Source organism: Streptococcus sp. HN38, assembly GCF_028335765.1.
GTDB classification, from domain to species: Bacteria; Bacillota; Bacilli; order Lactobacillales; family Streptococcaceae; genus Streptococcus; species Streptococcus suis_P.
In genome coordinates this window covers 1266027-1288595 of sequence record NZ_CP116604.1, presented here as the reverse complement: position 1 = coordinate 1288595, position 22569 = coordinate 1266027, and the positions used below count along the sequence as shown (strand labels likewise).

The window sequence follows — 22569 nt, the reverse complement described above, 5'->3', positions numbered from 1 at the left end:
TACTCTTCGAAAATCAAAATCAGACGTTGTTGACTTGATTTGATGAACTTCAGTTCTATCTGCATCTGCGTCGCCTAGTCTGTTTTTGATTTTCATTGAGTATTAGTTGACTTTTATTACTTCGACGTAAAAGTCAACTAAATGACTATACTTGTAGAAACTCCAACATTTCTTCCATTGGGATTTGATGGATGGCAGCCTGTCCTAATTGTGGTACGATGACAAGTTTGATGGTCTTGCCACGTGCTTTTTTATCGTGAGTTAGGGCGGCGTATAATTCATCTACATTCCAAGGCTGGTGTGTAGTCGGCAAGCCGAATTTTTCACACATGGCGATAATCTTTTCTGTCATACCAGCTGGCATCAGTCCTTTTTTCTCAGCTGTGCGTGAGATTTGTACCATACCAATGGCAACAGCTTCACCGTGCATGACCTGGCCGTAGCCAGCGGTCGCTTCAATAGCATGTCCAATCGTGTGACCGAAGTTGAGGTAGAGTCTGATACCATTGTCTAATTCATCTTCGACAACAACCTTGCGTTTGACTTCACAGGAGTGGTAGATAATATAGTCAGCATGCTCCAGAATGCTCTCGACAGAGCCGTCTAATCGGTCTAGGGTTTCCCAGAGCTCCACATCATCTATTAAGCCATATTTGACAACCTCGCCCATTCCTTCAATCAATTCTCGTTTGCCGAGTGTTTTTAGGGTATCAGGGTCAATGAGAACGCCGTCTGGCTGGCAGAAGGTCCCCACCATATTTTTGGCAAATGGGGTGTTCACGCCAGTTTTTCCCCCGATAGAAGAATCGACTTGGGCAGTTAGGCTGGTTGGAATTTGTAGAAAATGGATACCTCGCATATAGGTAGAGGCAACAAAGCCAGCTAAATCCCCCACGACGCCACCACCAAGGGCAATAATACCGTCACTTCTAGTCATACCATTTTTTACAAGAAATTCGTAGGCCTGGTTGACGGTATCAAGATTTTTTGAGGCTTCACCTTCTGGAAATTCAAAGACAATGGTTTCAAAACCAGCTTGTTCTAAGCTTGACTGAACTGTTTCACGGTAGAGTGAGCCAACGTGGTCATCTGTAATAATGGCGATTTTCTGAGGTTTCCAAAGTTCTTTGACCCATGTACCTGTCTGTGCTAAACTTCCTCTTTGGATAAGGATGTCGTAGGGACTGTTGGGAAGATTGACGGTCAGTTTCATCAGATTTCCTCTCTATTTGATGTCGTATTTCTGGACTAATTGGTCCCAAATCAAGTCAGTCGGCATTTCCTTACCAGTCCAGGCTTGGAATGCTTCAGCCGCTTGGAAAAGGAGCATACCCAAACCGTTAATAGTAGGGTTGCCTTGTGACTGGGCATGCTTCAATAAAGGTGTTTCAAACGGTTGGTAGATAATGTCCGCAACCAAGAGATTTTCAGGAAAGCGAATGGTAGAAGGAACAGGTTGAGAATACCCATCCATGCCTACACTGGTTCCGTTGACTAGTAAGTCGGAGTTGGTGATATGTTCCTGTAGTAATTGGCTATCATCAAGCGCTAGGACCTGTATGGGAACTCCAGTTGCTTGAGCAATAGGAGTAAGACTCGTCTGTGTTCTTTCCAAGCTTTGTTGACGGCAGAAAATGGTAATTTCCTTTGCACCATCCAATGTAGCCTGAGCTATGATAGCAGTAGAAGCACCACCACCACCTAGGATGGTTAGTCGCTTGTTCTTAACTTGAAAGCCTTTTAGTCTTTCCAAACTCTTGAAAAATCCAATTCCATCGGTGTTGTAACCGATTAGTTTTCCATCTTTATGAATCACGGTATTGACAGCGCCAATCAAGCGAGCAGAGTCAGTCAGGCTATCGAGATAAGGGATGACAGCCTGCTTATAGGGCATGGACAGGTTGATACCAAACATATCATATCGTTTGATATTTTCAAGCGTTACAGCCAAATCTTCCTCAGGAATTTCCCAAGCGACATAGACACCATTTACACCTGTTTCCTTAAAAGCCAGATTATGAATGAAGGGGGAGATGGAGTGTTTGATTGGCTTTGCAACAACGGCAGCAAGACGAGTGTAACCATCAATGTTCATAGCTTACCTCCAAATTATTTATCGTATAAAAAATTAAGGGAAGAATTAGACAGTTTGATGAATTTCACGAATTAGAGCTTCCGTTTTTTCCCAACCTAAGCAAGGGTCGGTAATGGATTTCCCAAAAACCTCAGGGCTATCTTGACGGCCGTCTTCTAAGTAGGATTCAATCATGAAACCACGAACGTACTTGCGAATGGATTCGTTCCAATCACGGTTGATGAGGGTTTGACGGACGATACGGATTTGTTCCAGGTAATTTTTACCAGAATTGTCGTGGTTGGTATCAATTACGATAAATGGATTTTTAAGACCAAATTGTTCATACTGTTTGATGGTTTTCAAGAGAATATCATAGTAGTAGTTTGGCTCATAACCGCCCTTTTCAGTATTGGCACCACGAAGGATAGCATGAGCTAGAGGGTTGCCATCTGTATCAACTTCTGCATCACGGTAAATAAAGTTCTGTTTGTTTTGTGCGGCGTAGATACCATTGAACATAACGGTCAAATTACCAGAAGTTGGGTTTTTCATACCAGTTGGCATATCGATACCTGATGCAACAAATCTGTGTTCTTGGTCTTCAACCGAACGTGCTCCGATAGCATGGTAGGACACCAAGTCTTCCACAAGAGGGTAGTTGGCAGAGTAGAGCATTTCATCAGCAGTTGTGAGTCCGGTCTCAGTAATGACACGGTAATGCAAATTACGAACGGCAGCGATACCGTTAATGAGGTCTGGTAATTTAGAGGTATCTGGCTGATGAACCAGTCCTTTATAGCCTTCCCCATTGGTACGTGGCTTAGCTGTGTAAACCCGCATGACCATGAAGATTTTATCTTTGACTTCCTCTTGAAGCTTAGAGAGACGACGTGCATATTCTAGAACGGCCTCTTCATTATCTGATGAGCAAGGGCCTATAACCAAGAGCAGACGGTCATCTTCGCCTCGGATAATTCTTTTCAGTTCTTCATCGCGCTGATTTTTTGCAGCTAGAAATTCTCCTTCTAACTTGGAAAGTTCCTTTACTTTATCGATGTCTAAACTGGTGCTACGTTTGTGAATTCCCATAATATCTTCCTATCTGTTGTAAATTTCTCGGATGAGTTCTTGTGTTTTTTCCCAGCCTAAGCAAGGGTCTGTGATGGATTTTCCATAGACATCTGGATTGTCTTGGCGACCGTCTTCAATGTAGGATTCAATCATGAATCCGCGAACGTAGTTACGAATGGATTCGTTCCAGTCACGGTTGATTAAGGTTTGTCGGACGATACGGATTTGTTCCAAATAATTTTTCCCAGAATTGTCATGGTTGGTATCGATGATGATGAATGGATTTTTCAAACCAAATTGGTCATAGATCCCAATGGTTTCTAGAAGATTGTCATAGTAATAGTTTGGTAGGTATTTACCATTTTCATTGACTGCGCCACGAAGAATAACGTGAGCAAGTGGGTTGCCAGATGTTTCAACTTCAGTATTGTTGAAGAGGAAGGATTGCTTCTTCTGAGCAGCAAAAAGACCGTTGAACATGACTTTGAGGTTGCCAGATGTTGGATTTTTCAAGCCTGTTGGAACATCGATGCCTGACGCTACAAAACGGTGCTGCTGATTTTCAACCGAACGAGCTCCGATAGCGATGTAGGAAACCAAGTCATCAACCAAAGGCAGATTTTCAGGGTAGAGCATCTCGTCAGCAGTAGTTAAACCTGTTTCCGTAATGACACGATAGTGGAGGTTACGAACAGCTTTGATTCCGTTGATGAGGCTTGGTGCAGCATCTGTATCTGGTTGGTGCATGAGTCCTTTATAACCATCACCATTGGTACGTGGCTTGGCAGTATAGACGCGCATGACCATGAAAATTTTATCTTTGACCTCTTCTTGAAGCTTGGCCAAGCGGTGTGCGTAGTCCAAAACGGCCTCTTCATTGTCTGATGAACATGGTCCGATAACCAAGAGAAGACGGTCATCTTCTCCCTTTAAAATAGCCTCAAGTTCACGGTCACGAGCTTGTTTTTTAGTAAGTGTTTCTGGAGAAAGTTTTGAATGTTCTCGTACTTGATTGATATCAATTTTTTCGCTGATTGGTGTAAACAATAGGTCTTCCTCTTTCATTTATAGATTTCTCAATTATACCATTATTTTTAAGAATTTAAAACCAATATTCATGATTTTGTGTAAAAATTACAGTAAATTACAGTAAATTCTGAAAATTCTTTCTTTAATTTCTGTAGATTTTGAGTATCGCTTTTATTTAGATATAATTTTCCAAAAAAAATCTGAAAATATTCAATAAATATGATAGAATAGGTCTAACACTATTTCGAGGTATGAGTTATGAAATTAAGAACAAATATAGAAAAATTACAAGGAAAAATTCGTGTCCCAGGTGATAAATCAATCAGTCATCGTTCTATTATTTTTGGTTCCCTTGCAAAAGGTGTTACTCGTGTCCACGATATTTTACGTGGGGAAGATGTCTTGTCAACCATGCAGGTCTTTCGTGATTTGGGTGTAAAAATTGAAGACAATGGTGATATTGTTGAAGTCCACGGTGTTGGCTTTGATGGTCTTCAAGCACCAAAAAATGATTTGGATATGGGAAATTCTGGAACCTCGATTCGTTTGATTTCAGGCGTTTTGGCAGGTCAAGACTTTGAGGCGACTATGTTTGGTGATGATTCCTTGTCCAAACGTCCCATGGACCGAGTGACTATTCCACTCAGTCAAATGGGAGTAGAGATTTCTGGACAAACTGAACGTGATCTACCTCCGTTGACCATCAAAGGGAATAAGAATTTAAAACCAATTCGCTACCAACTCCCTGTAGCCTCTGCCCAAGTAAAATCAGCTCTGATTTTTGCTGCCCTGCAGGCTGAGGGAGAGTCGGTCATCGTAGAAAAAGAGTTGACTCGAAACCATACAGAAGATATGATTGTCCAGTTTGGTGGACAGTTAGAAGTCAATGGCAAGGAAATCCGCATCCAAGGTGGTCAGGAGTTTATTGCCCAAGAGATTACAGTTCCAGGAGATATTTCAAGTGCTGCTTTTTGGTTGGTTGCTGGCTTAATCGTACCAGGTTCAAAAATTGTCCTTGAAAATGTAGGAATCAATGAAACTCGGACTGGTATTCTAGATGTCATTAAAGCTATGGGCGGAAAAATGACCCTTTCTAACATAGATGAACTTGCAAAATCTGCTACCATTACAGTTGAAACGTCGGAATTGAAGGCTACGGAGATTGCAGGCGAATTGATTCCTCGTTTGATTGATGAGTTGCCAATTATTACCTTACTAGCGACTCAAGCACATGGAACAACGATTATTCGTGATGCTGAGGAGTTGAAAGTTAAAGAAACGGATCGTATTCAGGTTGTTGCAGATGCTCTAAATAGTATGGGAGCAACTATTGAACCAACAGAAGATGGTATGATTATTCACGGACCAACTGCTTTACATGGTGCTGAAATCAATACATTTGGTGACCACCGTATCGGTATGATGACTGCCATTGCCGCCTTGTTGGCCAAAGATGGAGAAGTTGTATTGGAAAGAGCAGAAGCTATCAATACTAGCTATCCTGCCTTCTTTGAACACTTAAATAGTTTGATGGATTAGGAGAACGTATGCCAATCGTTTTACTTGGATTTATGGGAGTTGGAAAAACAACAACAGCACATTTGTTAAATCTCCCCGTTTACGATATGGACCATATCATTGAAGAACGGATTGGTATGCCTATTGCTGACTATTTCAGTCTTGAAGGAGAGGCTTCGTTTAGACAACTGGAGACAGAGGTACTGAAAGAATTGCTGGACTTACCTAGTAATTGTATCGTGTCAACTGGTGGTGGGGTGATTAAATCTGAAGTAAACAGGGAATTGCTGTTGGCAAATAGGGAGAACAATGTACTTCTTACTGCCTCCTTTGAAGTTGCCTATCAGAGAATTAGTAAGGATAGACAGTCGCAAAGACCTCTCTTTTTACAGTGTAGTAAGGAAGAGTTTGAAGCCCTCTATCGTGAACGAATGGCACTTTATCAAGGTTTAGCTGATACTGTAATCGATACAGATAAACTGAATCCAGAACAAGTAGCAAGGAAAATTTTATGCAAGTAGCCTATCTAGGACCTCGTGGTTCTTTTACACATCAAGTGGCCCAGCAGGCCTTTCCGACTGCGGATTTGCAGGCTTTTGAGACGATTACAGAGGTTATCAAGGCCTACGAAACGGGGGAAGTTACCTATTCCGTTATTCCAGTAGAGAACTCGATTGAAGGTAGTGTTCATGAAACGATTGACTATCTCTTTCATCAGGCGGAGATTCATGCGGTTGCAGAGATTGTTCAACCGATTGCCCAACAACTGTTAGCCACGAGTGCCGATAAGGCTGTAGAGGTTATCTATTCTCATCCGCAGGCAATTGCTCAGGGGAAGAAATATATTCAGGAACATTTTCCTCAGGCTCGTATTGAAATAACAGCTAGTACAGCCTATGCTGCTCGCTTTGTGGCAGAACACCCTGAACAACCATTCGCGGCAATTGCTCCGCAAGCGGCAGCAGTTGAATATGGACTGGAAGTAATTGCGCAAGACATCCAGGAAATCAGCGAGAATTTTACACGTTTTTGGATTTTGGGGGATAAGGCTCCGTCTATTGCCCTGGAACAAGTAGCTAAAAAAGTCAGTCTTGCACTGACATTGCCAGATAATCTGCCAGGAGCCTTGTATAAGGCCATGTCTGTTTTCTCATGGAGAGGAATCAGCTTAACAAAAATAGAAAGCCGACCCCTGAAAACGGCTTTGGGTGAGTATTTTTTCATACTGGATCTGGACAATCAGTCTGAGGAATTATTAGCCTATTCTCAAAAAGAATTGACTAGTTTAGATATAACCTATAAAGTACTAGGGAATTACCTAGTCTATATGACCAGCTAGGATGAAGACAGATGAATAAAAACAATAATATCCTAACCCATCATGAACAATTGAGGTTAGATTATTTGCAAAAAAATATCCACTACTTAAATGACAAAGAAAGTCGCGAGTTGGATTATCTATTATATAAAAAAGAGCTGAGAGAACGGCATGGAAGTCCAAGACAATCTCTACGTAGCTTCACACCAACGGCTTATGAAGATGACTTCGAGGAAGATTATTTTGAAGAGGATGATGAGCAAGAGGAACTGTTGCCTCGCTATCCTGAACGTAAATCCAGAAAAACAAGACAAGCCAAACCTCAACGGTTTCAGTCTCCTCGTATCGAGCCCAAAGCGAAAGTACCTAAACCTAAAAAAGCACGTAAAAAGGGTGGTTTCAAGCGCTTTATTGGTTTCGTATTGCTTGCTATAGCGCTAGTGATTGTAGCGATGGGCTATAATTTCTTCAAAGGTATGCATAGCGTGAGCGAGAAGCCGGTAGCTGAGGTCTTCAACGGCGTAGATACATCGAATGGGACAAATATTTTAATTTTGGGAACAGACGGTCGTGTTGGCGAAAGCTCAGGTGAAACTCGAACGGATACCATCATGGTTCTAAATGTGAATAACACAGATAACAAAGTCAAACTTGTTAGCTTTATGCGGGATACCTTGGTGGATATTGAGGGATATGAATATAAACTCAATACTGCCTATACTTTGGGAGAACAGGATAATCAGCAAGGGGCTGAAGAAGTTCGGAAGGCGTTGAAGAATAATTTTGACATTGATATCAAGTACTATGCGATGGTGGATTTTGCAACCTTTGCGACAACGATTGATACACTTTTCCCTGAGGGCGTAACGATTGATGCACAGTTTTCAACTATTAATGGTGAAGTCGTTAGCTCAGTAGAAGTGCCGAATGATTTACAGCTGGAAGAAAATGCTCCTGCTTATCAAACGATTCAGGTTGGTGTACAGCAGATGGATGGTAAGACCTTGCTTAACTACGCGCGCTATCGTTCGGATGATGAAGGTGATTTTGGTCGTACGAGACGTCAACAGGAAGTGTTATCTGCTGTTATGACACAAGCTAAAAATCCAATGAAACTATTCTCTGGCTCCGAAGCTATAGGTAAGGTTGTGGCCATGACTCCGACAACAGTGCCACAAAGCTTTATGTGGCTACAGGGACCAGGTCTTCTATTGGATGCGGCAAATGGTATCGAACGTGTTACAATCCCAGAATATGGAGACTGGATTGACGACTATGATATGTATGGTGGTATGGCTCTTCGTGTTGATTTTGAAAAATACCAGCAGCGCTTGGCTGAGTTAGGCCTGCGTTAAGAAATATGGTATACTAGAAGTGACTTCGGTCACTTTTTTAGTGGTCCAAAAATAGAAAGTAGAATTATGTTAAAGAAAAACGATATTGTCGAAGTAGAAGTTGTAGATTTGACACATGAGGGGCAGGGTGTGGCAAAAATTGATGGTTTTGTCTTCTTTGTAGACAATGCTCTTCCAGGCGAGAAAATTTCTATGCGCATCTTAAAACTTAAGAAAAATATTGGTTTTGGTAAGGTGGAGCAATGGCAGAGCTTCTCACCAGACCGTAATCAAGACTTGGATTTGACCTATCTAAGAACAGGTATTGCTGACTTGGGGCATCTCACTTATCCAGCCCAACTAGCTTTTAAGAAAAAACAAGTTGAGAATAGTCTACGTAAGATTGCGGGTATTTCAGAAATAGAAGTAGCAGATACGTTGGGAATGGACAATCCTCTTGCTTATCGTAATAAGGCAGCTGTTCCAGTTCGTCGTGTGAATGGGCAGTTAGAAACAGGATTCTTCCGAAAAAATTCACATGATTTAGTTCCGATTGAGGATTTTTACATTCAACATAAGGAAATTGATGCCTTGGTTCTAGCGACACGTGACCTCTTGAGAAAATTAGACTTGAAGCCTTACGATGAGAAAGAACAGACAGGACTTGTGAGAAATATTGTTGTTCGTCGTGGTCATTATTCAGGTCGGTTGATGCTAGTTTTAGTTACGACTCGTCCGAAGATTTTCCGTGTTGAAACCCTTATTGAGCGTTTGACAAGCCAATTTCCAAATCTTGTTTCTATCGTTCAGAATATTAATGACCAGAATACCAATGCTATATTCGGTCAAGAATTCCGTCTTTTGCATGGCAGTGAAACTATTGCAGATACCATGTTGGGCAATGAATTTGAAATTTCTGCACCGTCTTTCTATCAAGTCAACACAGAAATGGCTGAAAAACTCTATCAGACCGCCATTGACTTTGCAGAATTGTCGGCAGATGATGTCGTGATTGATGCCTATTCAGGTATTGGGACAATTGGTCTCTCCTTTGCAAAACAAGTCAAGCATGTTTACGGCGTAGAAGTCGTTGAAAAGGCTGTCCTTGATAGTCAGAAGAATGCTGCTCGAAATGGGATTGATAATGTTACCTATGTCTGTGATAGTGCAGAATCCGCTATGCAAAAATGGGTGGCAGATGGAGTCAAACCAACTGTGATTTTTGTCGACCCACCACGAAAAGGTTTGACAGAAAGTTTTATCAAAGCAAGTACTTCTGTAAAACCAGAGAAAATCGTCTATATCTCTTGTAATGTGGCAACCATGGCGCGTGATATTAAACTTTATGAGGAATTGGGGTACAAATTGACGAAGGTACAGCCGACGGATTTATTTCCAAATACGCATCACATAGAAGTTGTGAGTTTATTGGAAAAACGCAACTAGATTGTCCAGCTTGCTCTCTCATTTTTGGGCAAGCTGCTTCCAAGGTCCACAGGACCTTGGAACTCCCAAATACGCATCACGTGGAGTGTGTAGTATTGATGTCAAGGGTTAAGGTAAATACGATGTTTTAGGGATCATACAGAGGATTCTGATAATAGATATAGGAATCTATTACAAATTAGAATCATTTGACCTGACAGCGATTAATCAAATTGCTACAGAATTGGATGATGAGAATAGAAACGACCTTGTTGTACCTCCCGGAGCGTGGGGTGATTGGGTTAATGGCGGGGGATGGATAGTTATAAACGGGTATCATGTTGACTTGATTTTACGTGATATAAAACGGGTGGAACAAATAATCAAAGATACGGAGCAAGGAATTGTTACTACCAATTATCAGACTGGGCATCCCCATGGTTATATAAGTGCTATGTATCGTGGAGAATTGGCGATCAGCAATATACAATATGCTAAGAATGAAAGCTTATGCGAATTAAAAAATCAGGCAGAAATATACCCTGGTGCTCTAAAGAAGAGCTTGATAAACTTTTTGATATTTGAAGCAGAGTTCTCTTTAATGTTTGTAAAAGCGAATGCGGGAGCAGAGGATAAATATTATATTGCAAGCCATGTTTTTCGTATTATTTCATGCTTAAATCAAGTACTATTTGCATGCAATAATGCTAATTGCATTAACGAAAAGAAAGCTATAAAACTGCTTGAAACTTTTGAATATAAACCTGAAAAATATGCCGAAAGGGTTAACCATATTTTTGAAGTACTCGGTCTTTCACTTTTTGAATGCTACGATATGACCGAGAAACTTTATAAAGAAGTGAAAAAATTGCAACGGAGATAAATAACTTTTTAAACGAGGGGAATTCAGGTGAAAGAAAACAAATATGATGATAATATATTTTTCCAAAAATACAGTCAAATGAGTCGCTCACAGCAGGGACTAGCCGGTGCAGGAGAATGGGAAACATTGAGAAAGCTGCTGCCGGATTTTAAAGATAAGCGTGTGCTTGATTTAGGATGCGGCTATGGATGGCACTGTATTTATGCGATGGAACACGGTGCTTCCTCTGTAGTAGGTGTTGATATTTCTCATAAAATGCTCGAAGTAGCAAAAGGAAAAACCCATTTTCCACAGATTGAATATGAATGCTGTGCCATAGAAGATGTGGATTTCCCAGAGGAGAGCTTTGATGTAATACTAAGTTCGCTTGCGTTTCATTATGTAGCAGACTATGAGAATTTAATAAAAAAGATATATAGGATGCTGAAGGCTGGTGGCAATTTAGTTTTTACAGTTGAACATCCTGTTTTTACTGCTCATGGAACACAAGACTGGTATTATAACGAAAAAGGAGAAATACTGCATTTCCCGGTGGACAATTATTATTATGAGGGCAAACGGACAGCTATGTTTTTGGAAGAAAAGGTTACAAAATATCATAGAACACTGACCACATATCTAAATACACTGCTTTCAAATAGTTTTATAATAAATCAGATTGTGGAGCCACAGCCGCCAGAGAACATGATGGATATTCCGGGGATGGCGGATGAAATGCGACGCCCAATGATGCTGATTGTATCGGCAAAAAAGAAGATGTAATAATATAGAAAAAATAAACGAGGAGTATGTAAATGAGATCAGAAAAAGAAATGATGGATTTAGTACTTTCTTTAGCAGAACAGGATGAACGTATTCGAATTGTGACCCTTGAGGGGTCACGCGCAAATATTAATATACCTAAAGATGAATTTCAGGATTATGATATTACATATTTTGTAAGTGATATAGAACCGTTTATATCTAATGATGACTGGCTTAATCAATTTGGGAATATAATAATGATGCAAAAGCCGGAGGATATGGAATTATTCCCACCTGAAGAAAAGGGATTTTCCTATCTTATGCTATTTGATGATTACAATAAAATTGATCTTACCTTATTGCCCTTGGAAGAGTTAGATAATTACCTAAAGGGCGATAAATTAATAAAGGTTCTAATTGATAAAGATTGTAGAATTAAAAGGGACATAGTTCCGACTGATATAGATTATCATGTAAGAAAGCCAAGCGCAAGGGAGTATGATGATTGCTGCAATGAATTTTGGAATGTAACACCTTATGTTATTAAAGGATTGTGCCGCAAAGAGATACTGTTTGCAATCGATCATCTGAACCAGATTCTACGGTTTGAACTACTTAGGATGATGTCGTGGAAGGTTGGGATAAAGACAGAATTTTCATTAAGTGTTGGGAAAAATTATAAGTATATTAACAAATACATTGATGAAGATCTATGGAATAGATTATTATCTACATATCGCATGGATTCCTATGAAAATATTTGGAAGTCATTATTTATATGCCACCAATTGTTCAGGGAAGTGTCCAAAGAGGTAGCAGAACTACTGGGGTTTGATTATCCAGAGTATGGTAAGAACATAACAAGATATACCGAGGACATGTATAAAAAATATGTTGAAAATGACTATTTTTAAAGATTAGCAAAGATTATTAACCATAAGCAAGGGGTGTAAATGTATGGAAAGTACTGATGTTATAAATGAAATTAGAGGTATATTACCTCGTAACTCAATTGGAAAATATGATTTACTAACTATTTTTACACATAAAACCGTTTTTGATAAAATTGTAAAAGTACTATCATTGGATTTTCAAAATAAAGTAGATTATGTGGCTGCCCCAGAAGCAATTGGATGGATACTAGGCACTGCCATAGCCAAAGAACTTGGAGTGGGGTTTATTGGAGTAAGAAAAGGTGATAAGCTGCCATACGCAAAAGAAGAGATTATTTCGACACATTTTACCGACTATTCAGGTCAAGATAAAAGCTTTGAAATATCTAAGAGTTCTATTGTGAGGAACAAAAGAGTTTTGATTGTAGATGATTGGATAGAGACAGGTTCTCAAATGAAGGCTTTAATAGCTTTGTTAGAGAAATTGGATTGCAGCATTATTGGGTTGGCTACTATTGGGATTGATATAAATGAGGTTACTCAAAAATGGATAGACAGCAGTTTTGTAGCTTATATTGGCTCAAACATATAATAAACCGAAAGAAAATCTTGAATCAAAATTTTGGATGGCGTTAATTTACAATACAACGAAAGATGTTTACTCTTTTTTTATAAATTTTAAGAGGCGTTAAAAAACAGTTTTCAGACGAAAGGAGATCGAAGTTGAGTATAGATTTAAGTAACAAAAAAATTCCGAAAGAAGCAATTCAAGCATTAAAAACTATAGCGGAACTACTTGATAATATGTTAATTGGGGTGTATTTGTATGGTTCGGCAGTAATGGGTGGTTTACGTATGAATAGCGATGTAGATATTTTGGTAATAACAAATCAAAGTTTATCTGAAAAAACTCGAAGGAATCTTACAAATAGGTTAATGCTTATATCTGGGAAAATAGGAAACATAAAAGATATGAGGCCTCTTGAAGTTACGGTCATAAATCAAAAGGATATTGTCCCTTGGCATTTCCCCCCCAAATATGAATTTATGTATGGCGAGTGGCTAAGAGAGCAGTTTGAAAAGGGAGAAATTCCTGAGTCGACTTATGATCCGGATTTAGCAATACTTTTAGCACAACTAAGAAAAAATAGTATTAACCTTTTGGGACCAAAGGCAACAGAAGTAATTGAGCCTGTGCCAATGACAGATATTCGAAAAGCAATTAAAGAATCGTTGCCCGGGTTGATAACTAGCATTAAAGGTGACGAACGCAATGTGATTTTAACTTTAGCCAGAATGTGGGTGACAGCATCTACTGGTGAAATCAGATCAAAAGATCTGGCAGCTGAATGGGCAATACCTCAATTACCTTATGAGCATGCCATTTTACTTGACAAAGCAAGAAAGGCTTATCTAGGAGGGTATATTGATAAGTGGAAAGGAATGGATTCTGAGGTGACTGAACTCGTTAATAATATGAAGAAGTCTATAGAGTCTTCCCTTAATCTCTAAAAGGCTGGTGTTGAGAATTCCATTGATAGGTTCTCTCATACCGAAATTTCTTAAAATGGTCAAAAACCGCTGGATATGTTCCCGTCTACCGATAGTTCCAAAAATGCTGCTGATATGTTTCCACAGACGGGCAAAGTAATATGACATCAATGCCATCAACTCGAGCCACATAGAAGTTGTGAGTTTATTGGAAAAACGCAACTAGATTGTCCAGCTTGCTCTCTCAGTTTTGGGCAAGCTGCTTCCAAGGTCCACAGGACCTTGGAACTCCCAAATACGCATCACGTGGAGTGTGTTGCTCTGCTAGTGAAAGCCTAGAAACCTTTGAACGAAAAGATTCCATAGGAGAAGTACCCATTTTCTCTAATTAGATAAAATGTAACCTCTTTTATTCTTGTATAACTACTTTACAAGTTTTGAAAATTTGGTATTATCTGCATCATTTATATATTTGTATATTTATGTTCGAGAAAATCTATACGCATAGTTAAGAAAGAAAAGAGCCGCGAAAGCGACTCTTTTTGGTTTTAAATGATTACCCAACAAACTCGTTGATTTCTTTTTCGATGTTGGCGATTTTTTCTTCCGCTTCGGCAAGTGTTTCACCAACTGTTGCGATGTAGAATTTGATTTTTGGTTCTGTTCCCGAAGGACGAACAGCGAACCAAGAATCATCTGCCAAGGTGTATTTCAAGACATCTGATGGAGGAGTAGTGAGTTTTTCAACGTTTCCGTCTTTGTCTGTCTTGGTTTGAAGGGCGAAGTCTTCAAAGACTGCAATGTCAGTTGCGTTAAATTGGGCTGGTGAGTTATCACGGAATTTAGCCATGATTGCTTTGATTTGTTCTGCACCGTCTTTACCAGAAAGGGTAACTGAAATGGTTTTCTCAGCGAAGTAGCCGTATTCTTTGAAGATTTCATCGATACCGTCAGCCAAGGTCATACCACGTGAACGGTAGTAGGCAGCAATTTCAGCCACCATAAGCACAGCCTGGATAGCATCCTTGTCACGTACGAATGGTTTAATCAAGTAGCCAAAGCTTTCTTCAAAACCAAACATGTAAGTATGGTTGTGTTTTTCTTCAAATTCTTGGATTTTCTCAGCGATGAATTTGAAACCAGTCAAGACGTTGAACATAGTAGCACCGTAGCTTTCAGCAATCTTAGTTACCAACTCAGTGGATACGATTGACTTAGCAAGGGCAGCGTTTGCTGGAAGTGTACCTGCTTGCTTGTGGGCTTCAAGGATGTACTTAGCGATGATAGCGCCGATTTGGTTACCAGAAAGGTTCCAGTACGAACCGTCAGCTTGACGAACTTCAACACCAACACGGTCAGCATCAGGGTCAGTTGCAAGAAGGACATCTGCCCCGACTTCACGGCCCAATTCTTCTGCAAGGGCAAATGCAGCTTGGCTTTCTGGGTTTGGTGAAGCGACAGTAGAGAAGTCAGGGTCAGCAGTCGCCTGTGCTTCAACAACTTGAACAGATTCAAAACCAGCTTGTGCAAGTGCACGACGAGCCAACATTTCACCAGTACCATGAAGCGGTGTGTAGACAATCTTCATGTCTTTACCGTATTCAGCAATCAATTCAGGGTTGATGTTGAGGTCTTTGAGTTCTTCAAGATATTTAACGTCAGTTTCTTCGCCAAGAACTGTAATCAAGCCATTTTCCTTGCTGGTTTCAAGGTCAGCCAATTCAACTGCAAATGGATTGTCGATGGCACGGATGAAGTTGGTCAATGCATCCGCATCAGCTGGAGGCATTTGTCCACCGTCTTCACCGTAAACCTTGTAGCCGTTGAATTCTTTCGGGTTGTGGCTTGCAGTTACCATGATACCTGCGATGGCATTGTAATGGCGCACAGCGAATGACAACTCAGGAGTTGGACGAAGGCTTTCAAATACATAAGATTTGATTCCATGCGCTGCCAAAACTTGAGCTGATTCAAAAGCAAATTCTGGCGAGAAGTGACGTGAATCGTAAGCGATGGCAACACCACGTTTTTTAGCTTCTTCACCTTTTGATTCTACCAATTTTGCCAAACCTTCAGTAGCTTGACGGACTACGAATACGTTGATGCGGTTGGTACCAGCGCCAATATAGCCACGCATACCAGCTGTACCAAATTCAAGATTTGTATAGAAGGCATCTTCTTTTGTTTTTTCATCCATTGCGACTAATTCTTCACGCAAGTAATCTGGAAGGTCCGCAAAGTCGAGCCATGTTTGATAGGTTTCTTGATAAGTCATCGCATATCTCCTTAAAAATTTTTTCTATTAAACGCTTTCATTATACCATGTTTGAAAAGAAAAATCACGCTTTCACATGATTTTCTGATATTTATTTTTGAATTTTCTGTAAAGTTGGAACAAGCGCTGCAGTTAATACAGAAGAAATGATCATTTCTGCAATTGAATTGGTACCTAAAACGGTTGCTAACATTGTTTGAATATTACCATCAAAGACAGAGGAGAAGAGGAAGAAAATACCTCCAAGTACAAAAATAGTATTGGTCATTGAACCAATTGCACCAGCAATAAATAATCCTTTACGATTTTTTATCCATTTGTAGACGAAATAAGGTGTAATCCCGACTAATATACGTGGGACAACTGCAATGATGATTGAATAAACATTACCATTTTCAACAAATGGGGAGAAAAGATAGCTGGTTGGTAGTAAGATAATAGTATTATGGGTCATACTCATTAAGCCCATGAGAGCCCCCAAACAAGCCCCAACACGTGGCCCGTATATAATAGAAGCAATAATGACTGGGATATGTACGATGGTGGGTTTTATTGGAACAGGCAATATATTAAAAATAATTGAACTCAATATATTGATGACAATCATGACAGCAAAGAAGATTGCAATTGTAGCAATTTGAGTTGATTTATTTTTTTTCATCAAGGGTGTTACTCACTTTCTCTAAAATATCAGTTACCTCAGCCAAGGCCCCAGTTCCAAAATCTCCACAAGCAAGCAGGGCTTCACGCGGTTTGATTTCCTCAAAACCATACTCCATGAGGGTTTTGATATTTTTCTTGGTAGCAGGATTGAGGTACATGTTAGTATTCATAGCAGGTGCCAGCAGTTTTTTAGTACCAATTGGCAGAGCCAGAGCTGTTGCCGTAATAATGTTGTCAGCCATACCATTAGCTAATTTAGCTATCGTATTGGCAGAAGCAGGGGCAACTAAAAATACGTCTGTTTCTTTGGCAATATCGATATGCTTGATAAGAGTAGGATTTTCTTCAATCATGACATCTGTGTGAACCAGATTTTTTGACAAGGATTGGAGAGTCAAAGGTGTGATGAAGTCCATAGCAGAGCGACTCATGAGGACTGTAACCTGATGACCGAGCTTGGTCAATTGACTGGTTAGGTCAGCTGCTTTATAGGCTGAAATAGAGCCAGTAACGGCAAGTGTGATATTAGCCATTTTGTTCTCCTTTTTCTAGGGTATTTAAAATGAGCTGAGCAATTTCATCTTTTGTCTGTGCTTGAATTTCCCTTGTTTTATCAACTAAATAGGCAATGTGTTGATTTTCTCCAATATCCTTCAAGTCATTAGCAAGTATATAATCAGCGCCATTTCGTTCAATGCTTTGGCGAGCTACGGCAAATAATTCCTCCTTAGGAACATTAACCAATAGTTTGAAGCCAAAGAGTGTGATAGCTGGATTCCATTTTTTTATATAGGAAATGACCTTGGGAGTTTTTTTCAAGAAAAGAACTTGGTAGTCATCCTTGGATGAAATCTTACTTTCTGTATTCTGTTTTTTTAGTAGACTAGAGATGTCTTCAGTTGCTCTTAGTTCATCTAAACCAGTCATATAAACAGGTGTATAATCGGATACAGCCATGCTATGAATCAGGGCCTGATGGGTTTTGACTAAAGGTTCTAATGTTTCTTTCAAACTATCAACATTTGTGATTTCGATAATGGTTAAATTCTTCTGAGAATTTGGTTTGACAGCCTGTCTTGTAGTCACAAGAGTAACTTCATGACCACGTTTCAAGGCTTGTTCGGCAATGATTTTTCCAAGATTTCCAGAAGCATGGTTTGTAATAGCGCGGACTTGATCGATAGCTTCGCTTGTTCCGCCTGATGTAATCAATAGTTTCATGTTCATATTTTACTAGAATTTCTATTTTTCGTAAAGTTTGCACTAATCCATTTGCTAATCAATCTGTGACACTGGAAAATGATGCTGCTAACACACAAAAATATAAGGGCCTGTATTATCGTCATTTAGTTTTTCTTTTATTACTTTGTTAACTCGCCTTGCCTAACTTCAGTTATGCCTGCGACTCATTGCCTCGTACTAAAAGTAAACTAAAAGACTATATAAGTGAAGTGCTTTATGCAAGCGGTCGTTTGCTTGCTCATCAAGGCAATTTTTAAAGGAATACTGACTCTCTTTTGAAAAAACTAACTAAAACCAGTCTCTTAGATGGAAGTGTAGAGCTTGATGAGAATGCAGTTTTTAAAAATTTGTATCTGTTTAAGTAAGGAAACCTGTAGTTTTTCCGAAAATTCCGTACGTTAGTGAATAAATAGTAAAAAATATGCGAAAATAAGCTGTGGTATGGTATAATGTCCATAAAAAGTAAGGAAATTAGGAGCTTTCATGAAAACAGATATTGAAATTGCACAAAGTGTGACCTTGAAACCTATTACTGAAATCGTTGAAAAAGTTGGTATCAGCTTTGATGATATTGAACTTTATGGAAAATACAAGGCAAAATTGTCTTTCGATAAAATCAATGCCGTTAAGGAAAATGCGCCTGGTAAGTTGATTTTAGTAACAGCTATCAACCCAACGCCAGCTGGTGAAGGCAAGTCGACTATTACTATCGGTTTGGCAGATGCCTTGTCTAAAATTGGCAAGAAAACCATGATTGCCCTCCGTGAGCCTTCTTTGGGACCTGTCATGGGGATCAAAGGTGGAGCTGCAGGTGGTGGCTATGCTCAGGTCTTGCCTATGGAAGACATCAATTTGCATTTTACAGGCGACATGCATGCCATTACCACAGCAAATAACGCCCTTTCAGCCTTGATTGATAACCATATCCATCAGGGGAATGTGATTGGCATTGATCAACGTCGTATTATCTGGAAACGTGTTGTGGACCTCAATGATCGTGCCCTTCGTAAGGTAACAGTTGGCTTGGGCGGACCGCTTAATGGTATTCCACGTGAAGATGGCTTCGATATTACAGTTGCATCGGAAATCATGGCGATTTTGTGTTTGGCGACAGACATTAATGACTTGAAAGAACGTTTGGCAAATATTGTTATCGGTTATCGTTTCGATCGCAGTCCTGTCTATGTGCGTGATTTGGCGGTGGAAGGTGCTTTGACTCTTATTTTGAAGGATGCTATTAAACCAAACCTTGTCCAAACCATCTATGGCACGCCAGCCTTTGTCCATGGCGGTCCATTTGCTAACATCGCCCACGGCTGCAACTCAGTCCTCGCTACCACAACAGCTCTGCGTTTGGCCGACTATACTGTCACAGAAGCAGGATTTGGGGCTGACCTTGGAGCAGAGAAGTTCCTCGACATTAAGGTGCCGAACTTGCCTAAGGCTCCTGATGCTGTGGTGATTGTAGCGACCCTGCGTGCGCTTAAAATGCACGGTGGTGTAGCCAAGACAGAACTTTCTGCTGAAAATGTAGAGGCAGTGAAAGCTGGTTTTTCTAACTTGAAGCGTCACGTTGAAAATATTCAGAAATACGGTATTCCAGCGGTCGTTGCTATCAATGAATTTGTATCTGACACAGCTGACGAAATTGCCGCGTTGAAAGAACTTTGCGCTGAAATTGGCGTACCTGTCGAGTTGGCAAGTGTTTGGGCAAATGGCGCTGATGGTGGTGTTGAATTGGCTGAGACAGTTGTTGCTACTATTGATAACCAAGCAGCAAACTACCAACGTCTTTACAAGGCTGAGGATAGCTTAGAAGAGAAAGTGACCAAGATTGTTACGCAGATTTATGGTGGCTCAGGTGTGGTTTTCGAGAAGAAGGCTCGTAACCAGCTGACTGAATTTGCTAAGAATGGTTGGGACAAGTTGCCAGTCTGCATGGCCAAGACCCAATACAGCTTCTCAGATAATCAGTTTGCCCTTGGAGCGCCGACAGACTTTGACATTACAGTCCGTGAATTTGTTCCAAAATTAGGAGCAGGCTTCATCGTTGCCTTAACAGGTGATGTCATGACCATGCCTGGTTTGCCAAAGGCACCCGCAGCTCTCAACATGGATGTGGCAGAAGATGGGACAGCTATCGGCTTGTTCTAACAAGAATATGAAAAATCCGCTCAAAGGCGGATTTTTTGTCTATTCAGATAGTTTCTCAACTGTTTGATAGGCAAGTAAGCCAAGTAAAATACTCAAGATAGGAAACACCGTCTGGAAGATACCTGTGTTGAATGGTGAATTAAAGAGAAAATGGATTCCAAAGCTTGCACCAATCCAAAATACTCCCTGTGCTTTTGACATACCTGTATTTTTCGTGAGAAGGGCTACTAAGCCAATGGCAAAGAGAAGCGTGAAAACCCAATGGGCCCAACCAGCTTGACCAACGCGTTCAAGAATGGTTTCAAAGCCGTCTAATTTATTCATGAACATGTCTCTAAAAACAAAGGTGATGTCTTCCATGATTTGGAAACCTAATCCAACAATCACTCCGCTTACCAATGCATTTTTTAGTGTCATTTTTCTACAAATAAGCAGTACAAGTAGAACAGTTAGCCCTTTCCCGATTTCTTCTGCCAATGGACCTGAAATAGCTGCGCCCCAGTCATTTAGGAAATTATTACTAGCTTTAACGATTTCGAGCAGGAAATATCCAATAGCTGTATGTCCCAGTTCAGAAAAAGAGATGCTACTTGTTAAGCCTAAAAGCCAGCTAAGCCCTATAACTTGTTTGGAGATGTTATAGCGTTTAGCTAAGGAATATGTCAGTACTAGTAGGGGGATGATGTAAATAGCAACCAAGGAAATGGTTAGGAGAAAGAGAGGATATTTAGCTTCCATGCCATTTGGCTTACCTAATTCTCCAAAGATAATTTTGCAACCGTTGACAAATCCAATCGTTGCTAAGACGACTGGAAGATAGGTTTTACACATTTGAAATTTTTCTTTCATAGTTTTACCTTTCTGTATTAATAAACTGGTGTATGGATACATTGTATCAAAAATAAGTACATTTCGTCTATTATTCACCTATTTTTTATCTAAACCTTCTCAGTTATTGTAATGTTTTTTCCTGCAACTAGGACTCCATAATAGGCCGTAGCAGAATTGTGCCAAAAATTTTCTTTTTTGATAGACTAGGGTTGAAACATACAAAAGGAGTATCTTATGGAACAATTTGATTTGTTAGTTATCGGTTTTGGAAAGGCTGGTAAGACCTTGGCAGGTAAGCTTTCAGCAGCTGGTAAAAAGGTAGCTTTGGTTGAGGAAAATCCAGCTATGTTTGGCGGGACTTGTATCAACATTGGCTGTATTCCGACCAAGACCCTCTTGGTTGCGGCAGATAAAAACTGGACTTTTGAGCAGGTAATGGAGCAAAAGGAAACAGTCACCACTCGTCTGCGAAACAAAAACGAGGCAGTCTTGAAAGGCAGCGGTGCCAATCTTTATCAAGGTCACGCACGTTTTGTTGCGGACAAAGTCGTTGAAGTGTCGGCCGGTGAAGAGTCGATCCAACTGACTGCGGAAACTATTGTCATCAATACAGGTGCTAAGTCGCGCGTGCTTCCAATTCCAGGTTTGTTGGATACAGCTCACGTTTATGATAGTACAGGCATTCAGAACTTGGAAACCCGTCCTGACAAGTTGGCAATTATCGGTGGTGGTAACATTGGACTTGAATTTGCTGGACTTTACAGCAAACTCGGCAGTCAGGTGACGGTATATGAAGCCAGCTCTGCTATTTTATCAAGAGAAGAGGAAGTGGTTGCCAAGTTAGCCAAGGAGTACATGGAAGAAGCTGGCGTGACTTTCGTGCTCGGAGCAAACATCGAACAAGTGGCAGCAGCAGGTGATCAAGTTGCTGTGACAGTCAATGGTGAAACGGCAATCTTCGATGCTGTCCTCTATGCGACAGGTCGTGTGCCAAACACCGCTGACTTGGGCTTGGAACATACGGCGATTGAGCGTTTGGAAAATGGTGCTGTTAAGGTGGATGACTACTGTGAAACCACTGTTCCAGGTGTCTACGCAGTGGGCGATGTCAATGGCGGTCCACAATTCACTTACACATCCCTAGACGACTTCCGTATCGTTTTCGGTAAGTTGACTGGAACTGGAACTTACAGCTTGAGCCAACGTAAGTCTATTCCAACCAGCGTCTTTATCACGCCTGTGCTTTCTCGTGTCGGTCTGACCGAGAAGGAAGCCAAGGAAGTAGGTTACGACTATATTGCCAATGAATTGCCTGTTGCCAATATGCCACGTGCCCATGTCAATAACGACCTCAAAGGTATCTTCAAGGTTATCGTGGATAAGGAAAGTAAGCTTGTTCTAGGGGCGACTCTCTTTGGTCGAAATTCTGAGGAGTTGATTAACTTGATTGCTATGGCTATTGATAATAAAATCCCTTATACCTACTTCAAAACACAGATTTTCACCCATCCGACCATGGCTGAGAATTTGAATGATGTTTTTAATTTTTAATGGTGTAATGACCGTCCGATAGGGCGGTTTTTCTTCTTCCATGTTACAATAAGGTATCAACCATTGGAGG

General features: G+C 40.4%; 20 protein-coding genes and 1 pseudogene. 12 read left to right on the top strand and 9 right to left on the bottom strand.

The genetic code is table 11. From position 1 onward, the window contains the following. Positions 1–145: 145 nt before the first annotated feature. The 4 genes from aroB to PHA78_RS06225 are packed head-to-tail and all read right to left on the bottom strand — an operon-like array spanning position 146 to position 4213. Positions 146–1213: a 3-dehydroquinate synthase gene (aroB, locus tag PHA78_RS06240; RefSeq protein ID WP_272157860.1), complete on the bottom strand. Its 1068-nt coding sequence runs from the start codon at positions 1211–1213 to the stop codon at positions 146–148. Between the two features lie 12 nt (positions 1214–1225). Then, positions 1226–2095, bottom strand: a complete 870-nt coding sequence (locus tag PHA78_RS06235) for a shikimate dehydrogenase (RefSeq protein ID WP_105150705.1) — start codon at positions 2093–2095, stop codon at positions 1226–1228. A gap of 45 nt (positions 2096–2140) precedes the next feature. After that, positions 2141–3166 (bottom strand): 3-deoxy-7-phosphoheptulonate synthase, encoded by a 1026-nt coding sequence (locus PHA78_RS06230; protein WP_024378158.1) that lies wholly within the window; start codon positions 3164–3166, stop codon positions 2141–2143. Positions 3167–3175: 9 nt separating this feature from the next. Then, complete coding sequence (locus tag PHA78_RS06225; protein ID WP_044775428.1) at positions 3176–4213, bottom strand: 3-deoxy-7-phosphoheptulonate synthase; 1038 nt, start codon at positions 4211–4213, stop codon at positions 3176–3178. Positions 4214–4435: 222 nt separating this feature from the next. On the opposite strand from PHA78_RS06225, the gene aroA reads away from it, so the two are divergent. From aroA to ant(9), 10 genes and pseudogenes are all read left to right on the top strand, one after another. Further along, positions 4436–5716: a 3-phosphoshikimate 1-carboxyvinyltransferase gene (gene aroA / locus PHA78_RS06220; RefSeq protein ID WP_002941294.1), complete on the top strand. Its 1281-nt coding sequence runs from the start codon at positions 4436–4438 to the stop codon at positions 5714–5716. Between the two features lie 8 nt (positions 5717–5724). Then, positions 5725–6216, top strand: a complete 492-nt coding sequence (locus PHA78_RS06215; RefSeq protein WP_024378156.1) for a shikimate kinase — start codon at positions 5725–5727, stop codon at positions 6214–6216. Then, positions 6207–7034 carry a prephenate dehydratase gene (pheA, locus tag PHA78_RS06210; protein ID WP_002941297.1) on the top strand — a complete coding sequence of 276 codons (828 nt, stop codon included), beginning with the start codon at positions 6207–6209 and terminating at the stop codon, positions 7032–7034. Before PHA78_RS06215 ends, pheA begins: the two co-directional genes overlap by 10 nt. A gap of 11 nt (positions 7035–7045) precedes the next feature. Next, positions 7046–8368, top strand: coding sequence for an LCP family protein (locus tag PHA78_RS06205; RefSeq protein WP_024378155.1), 1323 nt, complete (start codon positions 7046–7048; stop codon positions 8366–8368). Between the two features lie 66 nt (positions 8369–8434). Next, a complete protein-coding gene (gene rlmD, locus PHA78_RS06200) occupies positions 8435–9793 on the top strand; it encodes a 23S rRNA (uracil(1939)-C(5))-methyltransferase RlmD (protein ID WP_272157859.1) in 1359 nt (452 codons plus the stop codon). Positions 9794–9928: 135 nt separating this feature from the next. Further along, positions 9929–10702: pseudogene (locus tag PHA78_RS06195) on the top strand (nucleotidyltransferase domain-containing protein); the annotation flags it as partial. Further along, positions 10683–11417: a class I SAM-dependent methyltransferase gene (locus tag PHA78_RS06190; protein ID WP_099807234.1), complete on the top strand. Its 735-nt coding sequence runs from the start codon at positions 10683–10685 to the stop codon at positions 11415–11417. The pseudogene PHA78_RS06195 and the gene PHA78_RS06190, both read left to right, overlap by 20 nt. Positions 11418–11449: 32 nt before the next feature. Next, on the top strand, positions 11450–12313 hold the full coding sequence (locus tag PHA78_RS06185) for an aminoglycoside nucleotidyltransferase ANT(6)-Ia (protein ID WP_002294505.1): 864 nt from the start codon (positions 11450–11452) through the stop codon (positions 12311–12313). A gap of 43 nt (positions 12314–12356) precedes the next feature. Then, entirely contained in the window at positions 12357–12884 is a 528-nt protein-coding gene (locus PHA78_RS06180; protein WP_002294507.1) for a phosphoribosyltransferase family protein, read from the top strand. A gap of 131 nt (positions 12885–13015) precedes the next feature. Then, positions 13016–13804 (top strand): aminoglycoside nucleotidyltransferase ANT(9), encoded by a 789-nt coding sequence (gene ant(9), locus PHA78_RS06175; RefSeq protein ID WP_027622104.1) that lies wholly within the window; start codon positions 13016–13018, stop codon positions 13802–13804. A 535-nt stretch (positions 13805–14339) separates the two neighbouring features. Here the strand turns inward: ant(9) and PHA78_RS06170 are convergent. The 4 genes from PHA78_RS06170 to PHA78_RS06155 all read right to left on the bottom strand — a co-directional run bounded on the left by PHA78_RS06170 (position 14340) and on the right by PHA78_RS06155 (position 17942). After that, positions 14340–16058 (bottom strand): phospho-sugar mutase, encoded by a 1719-nt coding sequence (locus tag PHA78_RS06170; RefSeq protein ID WP_105104756.1) that lies wholly within the window; start codon positions 16056–16058, stop codon positions 14340–14342. 91 nt (positions 16059–16149) lie between these two features. After that, positions 16150–16719: an ECF transporter S component gene (locus PHA78_RS06165; RefSeq protein WP_002943600.1), complete on the bottom strand. Its 570-nt coding sequence runs from the start codon at positions 16717–16719 to the stop codon at positions 16150–16152. After that, positions 16706–17254 carry a phosphopantothenoylcysteine decarboxylase gene (gene coaC, locus PHA78_RS06160; RefSeq protein ID WP_024376543.1) on the bottom strand — a complete coding sequence of 183 codons (549 nt, stop codon included), beginning with the start codon at positions 17252–17254 and terminating at the stop codon, positions 16706–16708. The genes PHA78_RS06165 and coaC overlap by 14 nt, the downstream gene beginning before the upstream one ends. Beyond that, a complete protein-coding gene (locus tag PHA78_RS06155; RefSeq protein WP_029187852.1) occupies positions 17247–17942 on the bottom strand; it encodes a phosphopantothenate--cysteine ligase in 696 nt (231 codons plus the stop codon). The genes coaC and PHA78_RS06155 overlap by 8 nt, the downstream gene beginning before the upstream one ends. 504 nt (positions 17943–18446) lie before the next feature. Here PHA78_RS06155 and PHA78_RS06150 point away from each other — a divergent pair. Continuing rightward, on the top strand, positions 18447–20117 hold the full coding sequence (locus PHA78_RS06150) for a formate--tetrahydrofolate ligase (protein ID WP_099831156.1): 1671 nt from the start codon (positions 18447–18449) through the stop codon (positions 20115–20117). A 39-nt stretch (positions 20118–20156) separates the two neighbouring features. Here the strand turns inward: PHA78_RS06150 and PHA78_RS06145 are convergent, their stop codons facing one another. Further along, positions 20157–20966 carry a PrsW family glutamic-type intramembrane protease gene (locus PHA78_RS06145; protein ID WP_024378559.1) on the bottom strand — a complete coding sequence of 270 codons (810 nt, stop codon included), beginning with the start codon at positions 20964–20966 and terminating at the stop codon, positions 20157–20159. Between the two features lie 216 nt (positions 20967–21182). Here PHA78_RS06145 and PHA78_RS06140 point away from each other — a divergent pair, with 216 nt between their 5' ends. Next, positions 21183–22499 carry an FAD-containing oxidoreductase gene (locus tag PHA78_RS06140; protein WP_272157858.1) on the top strand — a complete coding sequence of 439 codons (1317 nt, stop codon included), beginning with the start codon at positions 21183–21185 and terminating at the stop codon, positions 22497–22499. Positions 22500–22569: the final 70 nt, after the last annotated feature.

Excerpts from the sequence above, each read along its gene's own strand:
- pheA (WP_002941297.1), top strand. The coding sequence starts at position 6,207 with ATGCAAGTAGCCTATCTAGGACCTCGTGGTTCTTTTACACATCAAGTG.
- PHA78_RS06230 (WP_024378158.1), bottom strand. The coding sequence starts at position 3,166 with ATGGGAATTCACAAACGTAGCACCAGTTTAGACATCGATAAAGTAAAG.
- coaC (WP_024376543.1), bottom strand. The coding sequence starts at position 17,254 with ATGGCTAATATCACACTTGCCGTTACTGGCTCTATTTCAGCCTATAAA.
- PHA78_RS06140 (WP_272157858.1), top strand. The coding sequence starts at position 21,183 with ATGGAACAATTTGATTTGTTAGTTATCGGTTTTGGAAAGGCTGGTAAG.
- PHA78_RS06180 (WP_002294507.1), top strand. The coding sequence starts at position 12,357 with ATGGAAAGTACTGATGTTATAAATGAAATTAGAGGTATATTACCTCGT.
- PHA78_RS06145 (WP_024378559.1), bottom strand. The coding sequence starts at position 20,966 with ATGAAAGAAAAATTTCAAATGTGTAAAACCTATCTTCCAGTCGTCTTA.
- PHA78_RS06235 (WP_105150705.1), bottom strand. The coding sequence starts at position 2,095 with ATGAACATTGATGGTTACACTCGTCTTGCTGCCGTTGTTGCAAAGCCA.
- aroB (WP_272157860.1), bottom strand. The coding sequence starts at position 1,213 with ATGAAACTGACCGTCAATCTTCCCAACAGTCCCTACGACATCCTTATC.
- PHA78_RS06225 (WP_044775428.1), bottom strand. The coding sequence starts at position 4,213 with ATGAAAGAGGAAGACCTATTGTTTACACCAATCAGCGAAAAAATTGAT.
- PHA78_RS06155 (WP_029187852.1), bottom strand. The coding sequence starts at position 17,942 with ATGAAACTATTGATTACATCAGGCGGAACAAGCGAAGCTATCGATCAA.
- rlmD (WP_272157859.1), top strand. The coding sequence starts at position 8,435 with ATGTTAAAGAAAAACGATATTGTCGAAGTAGAAGTTGTAGATTTGACA.
- PHA78_RS06150 (WP_099831156.1), top strand. The coding sequence starts at position 18,447 with ATGAAAACAGATATTGAAATTGCACAAAGTGTGACCTTGAAACCTATT.
- aroA (WP_002941294.1), top strand. The coding sequence starts at position 4,436 with ATGAAATTAAGAACAAATATAGAAAAATTACAAGGAAAAATTCGTGTC.
- PHA78_RS06185 (WP_002294505.1), top strand. The coding sequence starts at position 11,450 with ATGAGATCAGAAAAAGAAATGATGGATTTAGTACTTTCTTTAGCAGAA.
- PHA78_RS06170 (WP_105104756.1), bottom strand. The coding sequence starts at position 16,058 with ATGACTTATCAAGAAACCTATCAAACATGGCTCGACTTTGCGGACCTT.
- PHA78_RS06205 (WP_024378155.1), top strand. The coding sequence starts at position 7,046 with ATGAATAAAAACAATAATATCCTAACCCATCATGAACAATTGAGGTTA.
- PHA78_RS06215 (WP_024378156.1), top strand. The coding sequence starts at position 5,725 with ATGCCAATCGTTTTACTTGGATTTATGGGAGTTGGAAAAACAACAACA.
- PHA78_RS06165 (WP_002943600.1), bottom strand. The coding sequence starts at position 16,719 with ATGAAAAAAAATAAATCAACTCAAATTGCTACAATTGCAATCTTCTTT.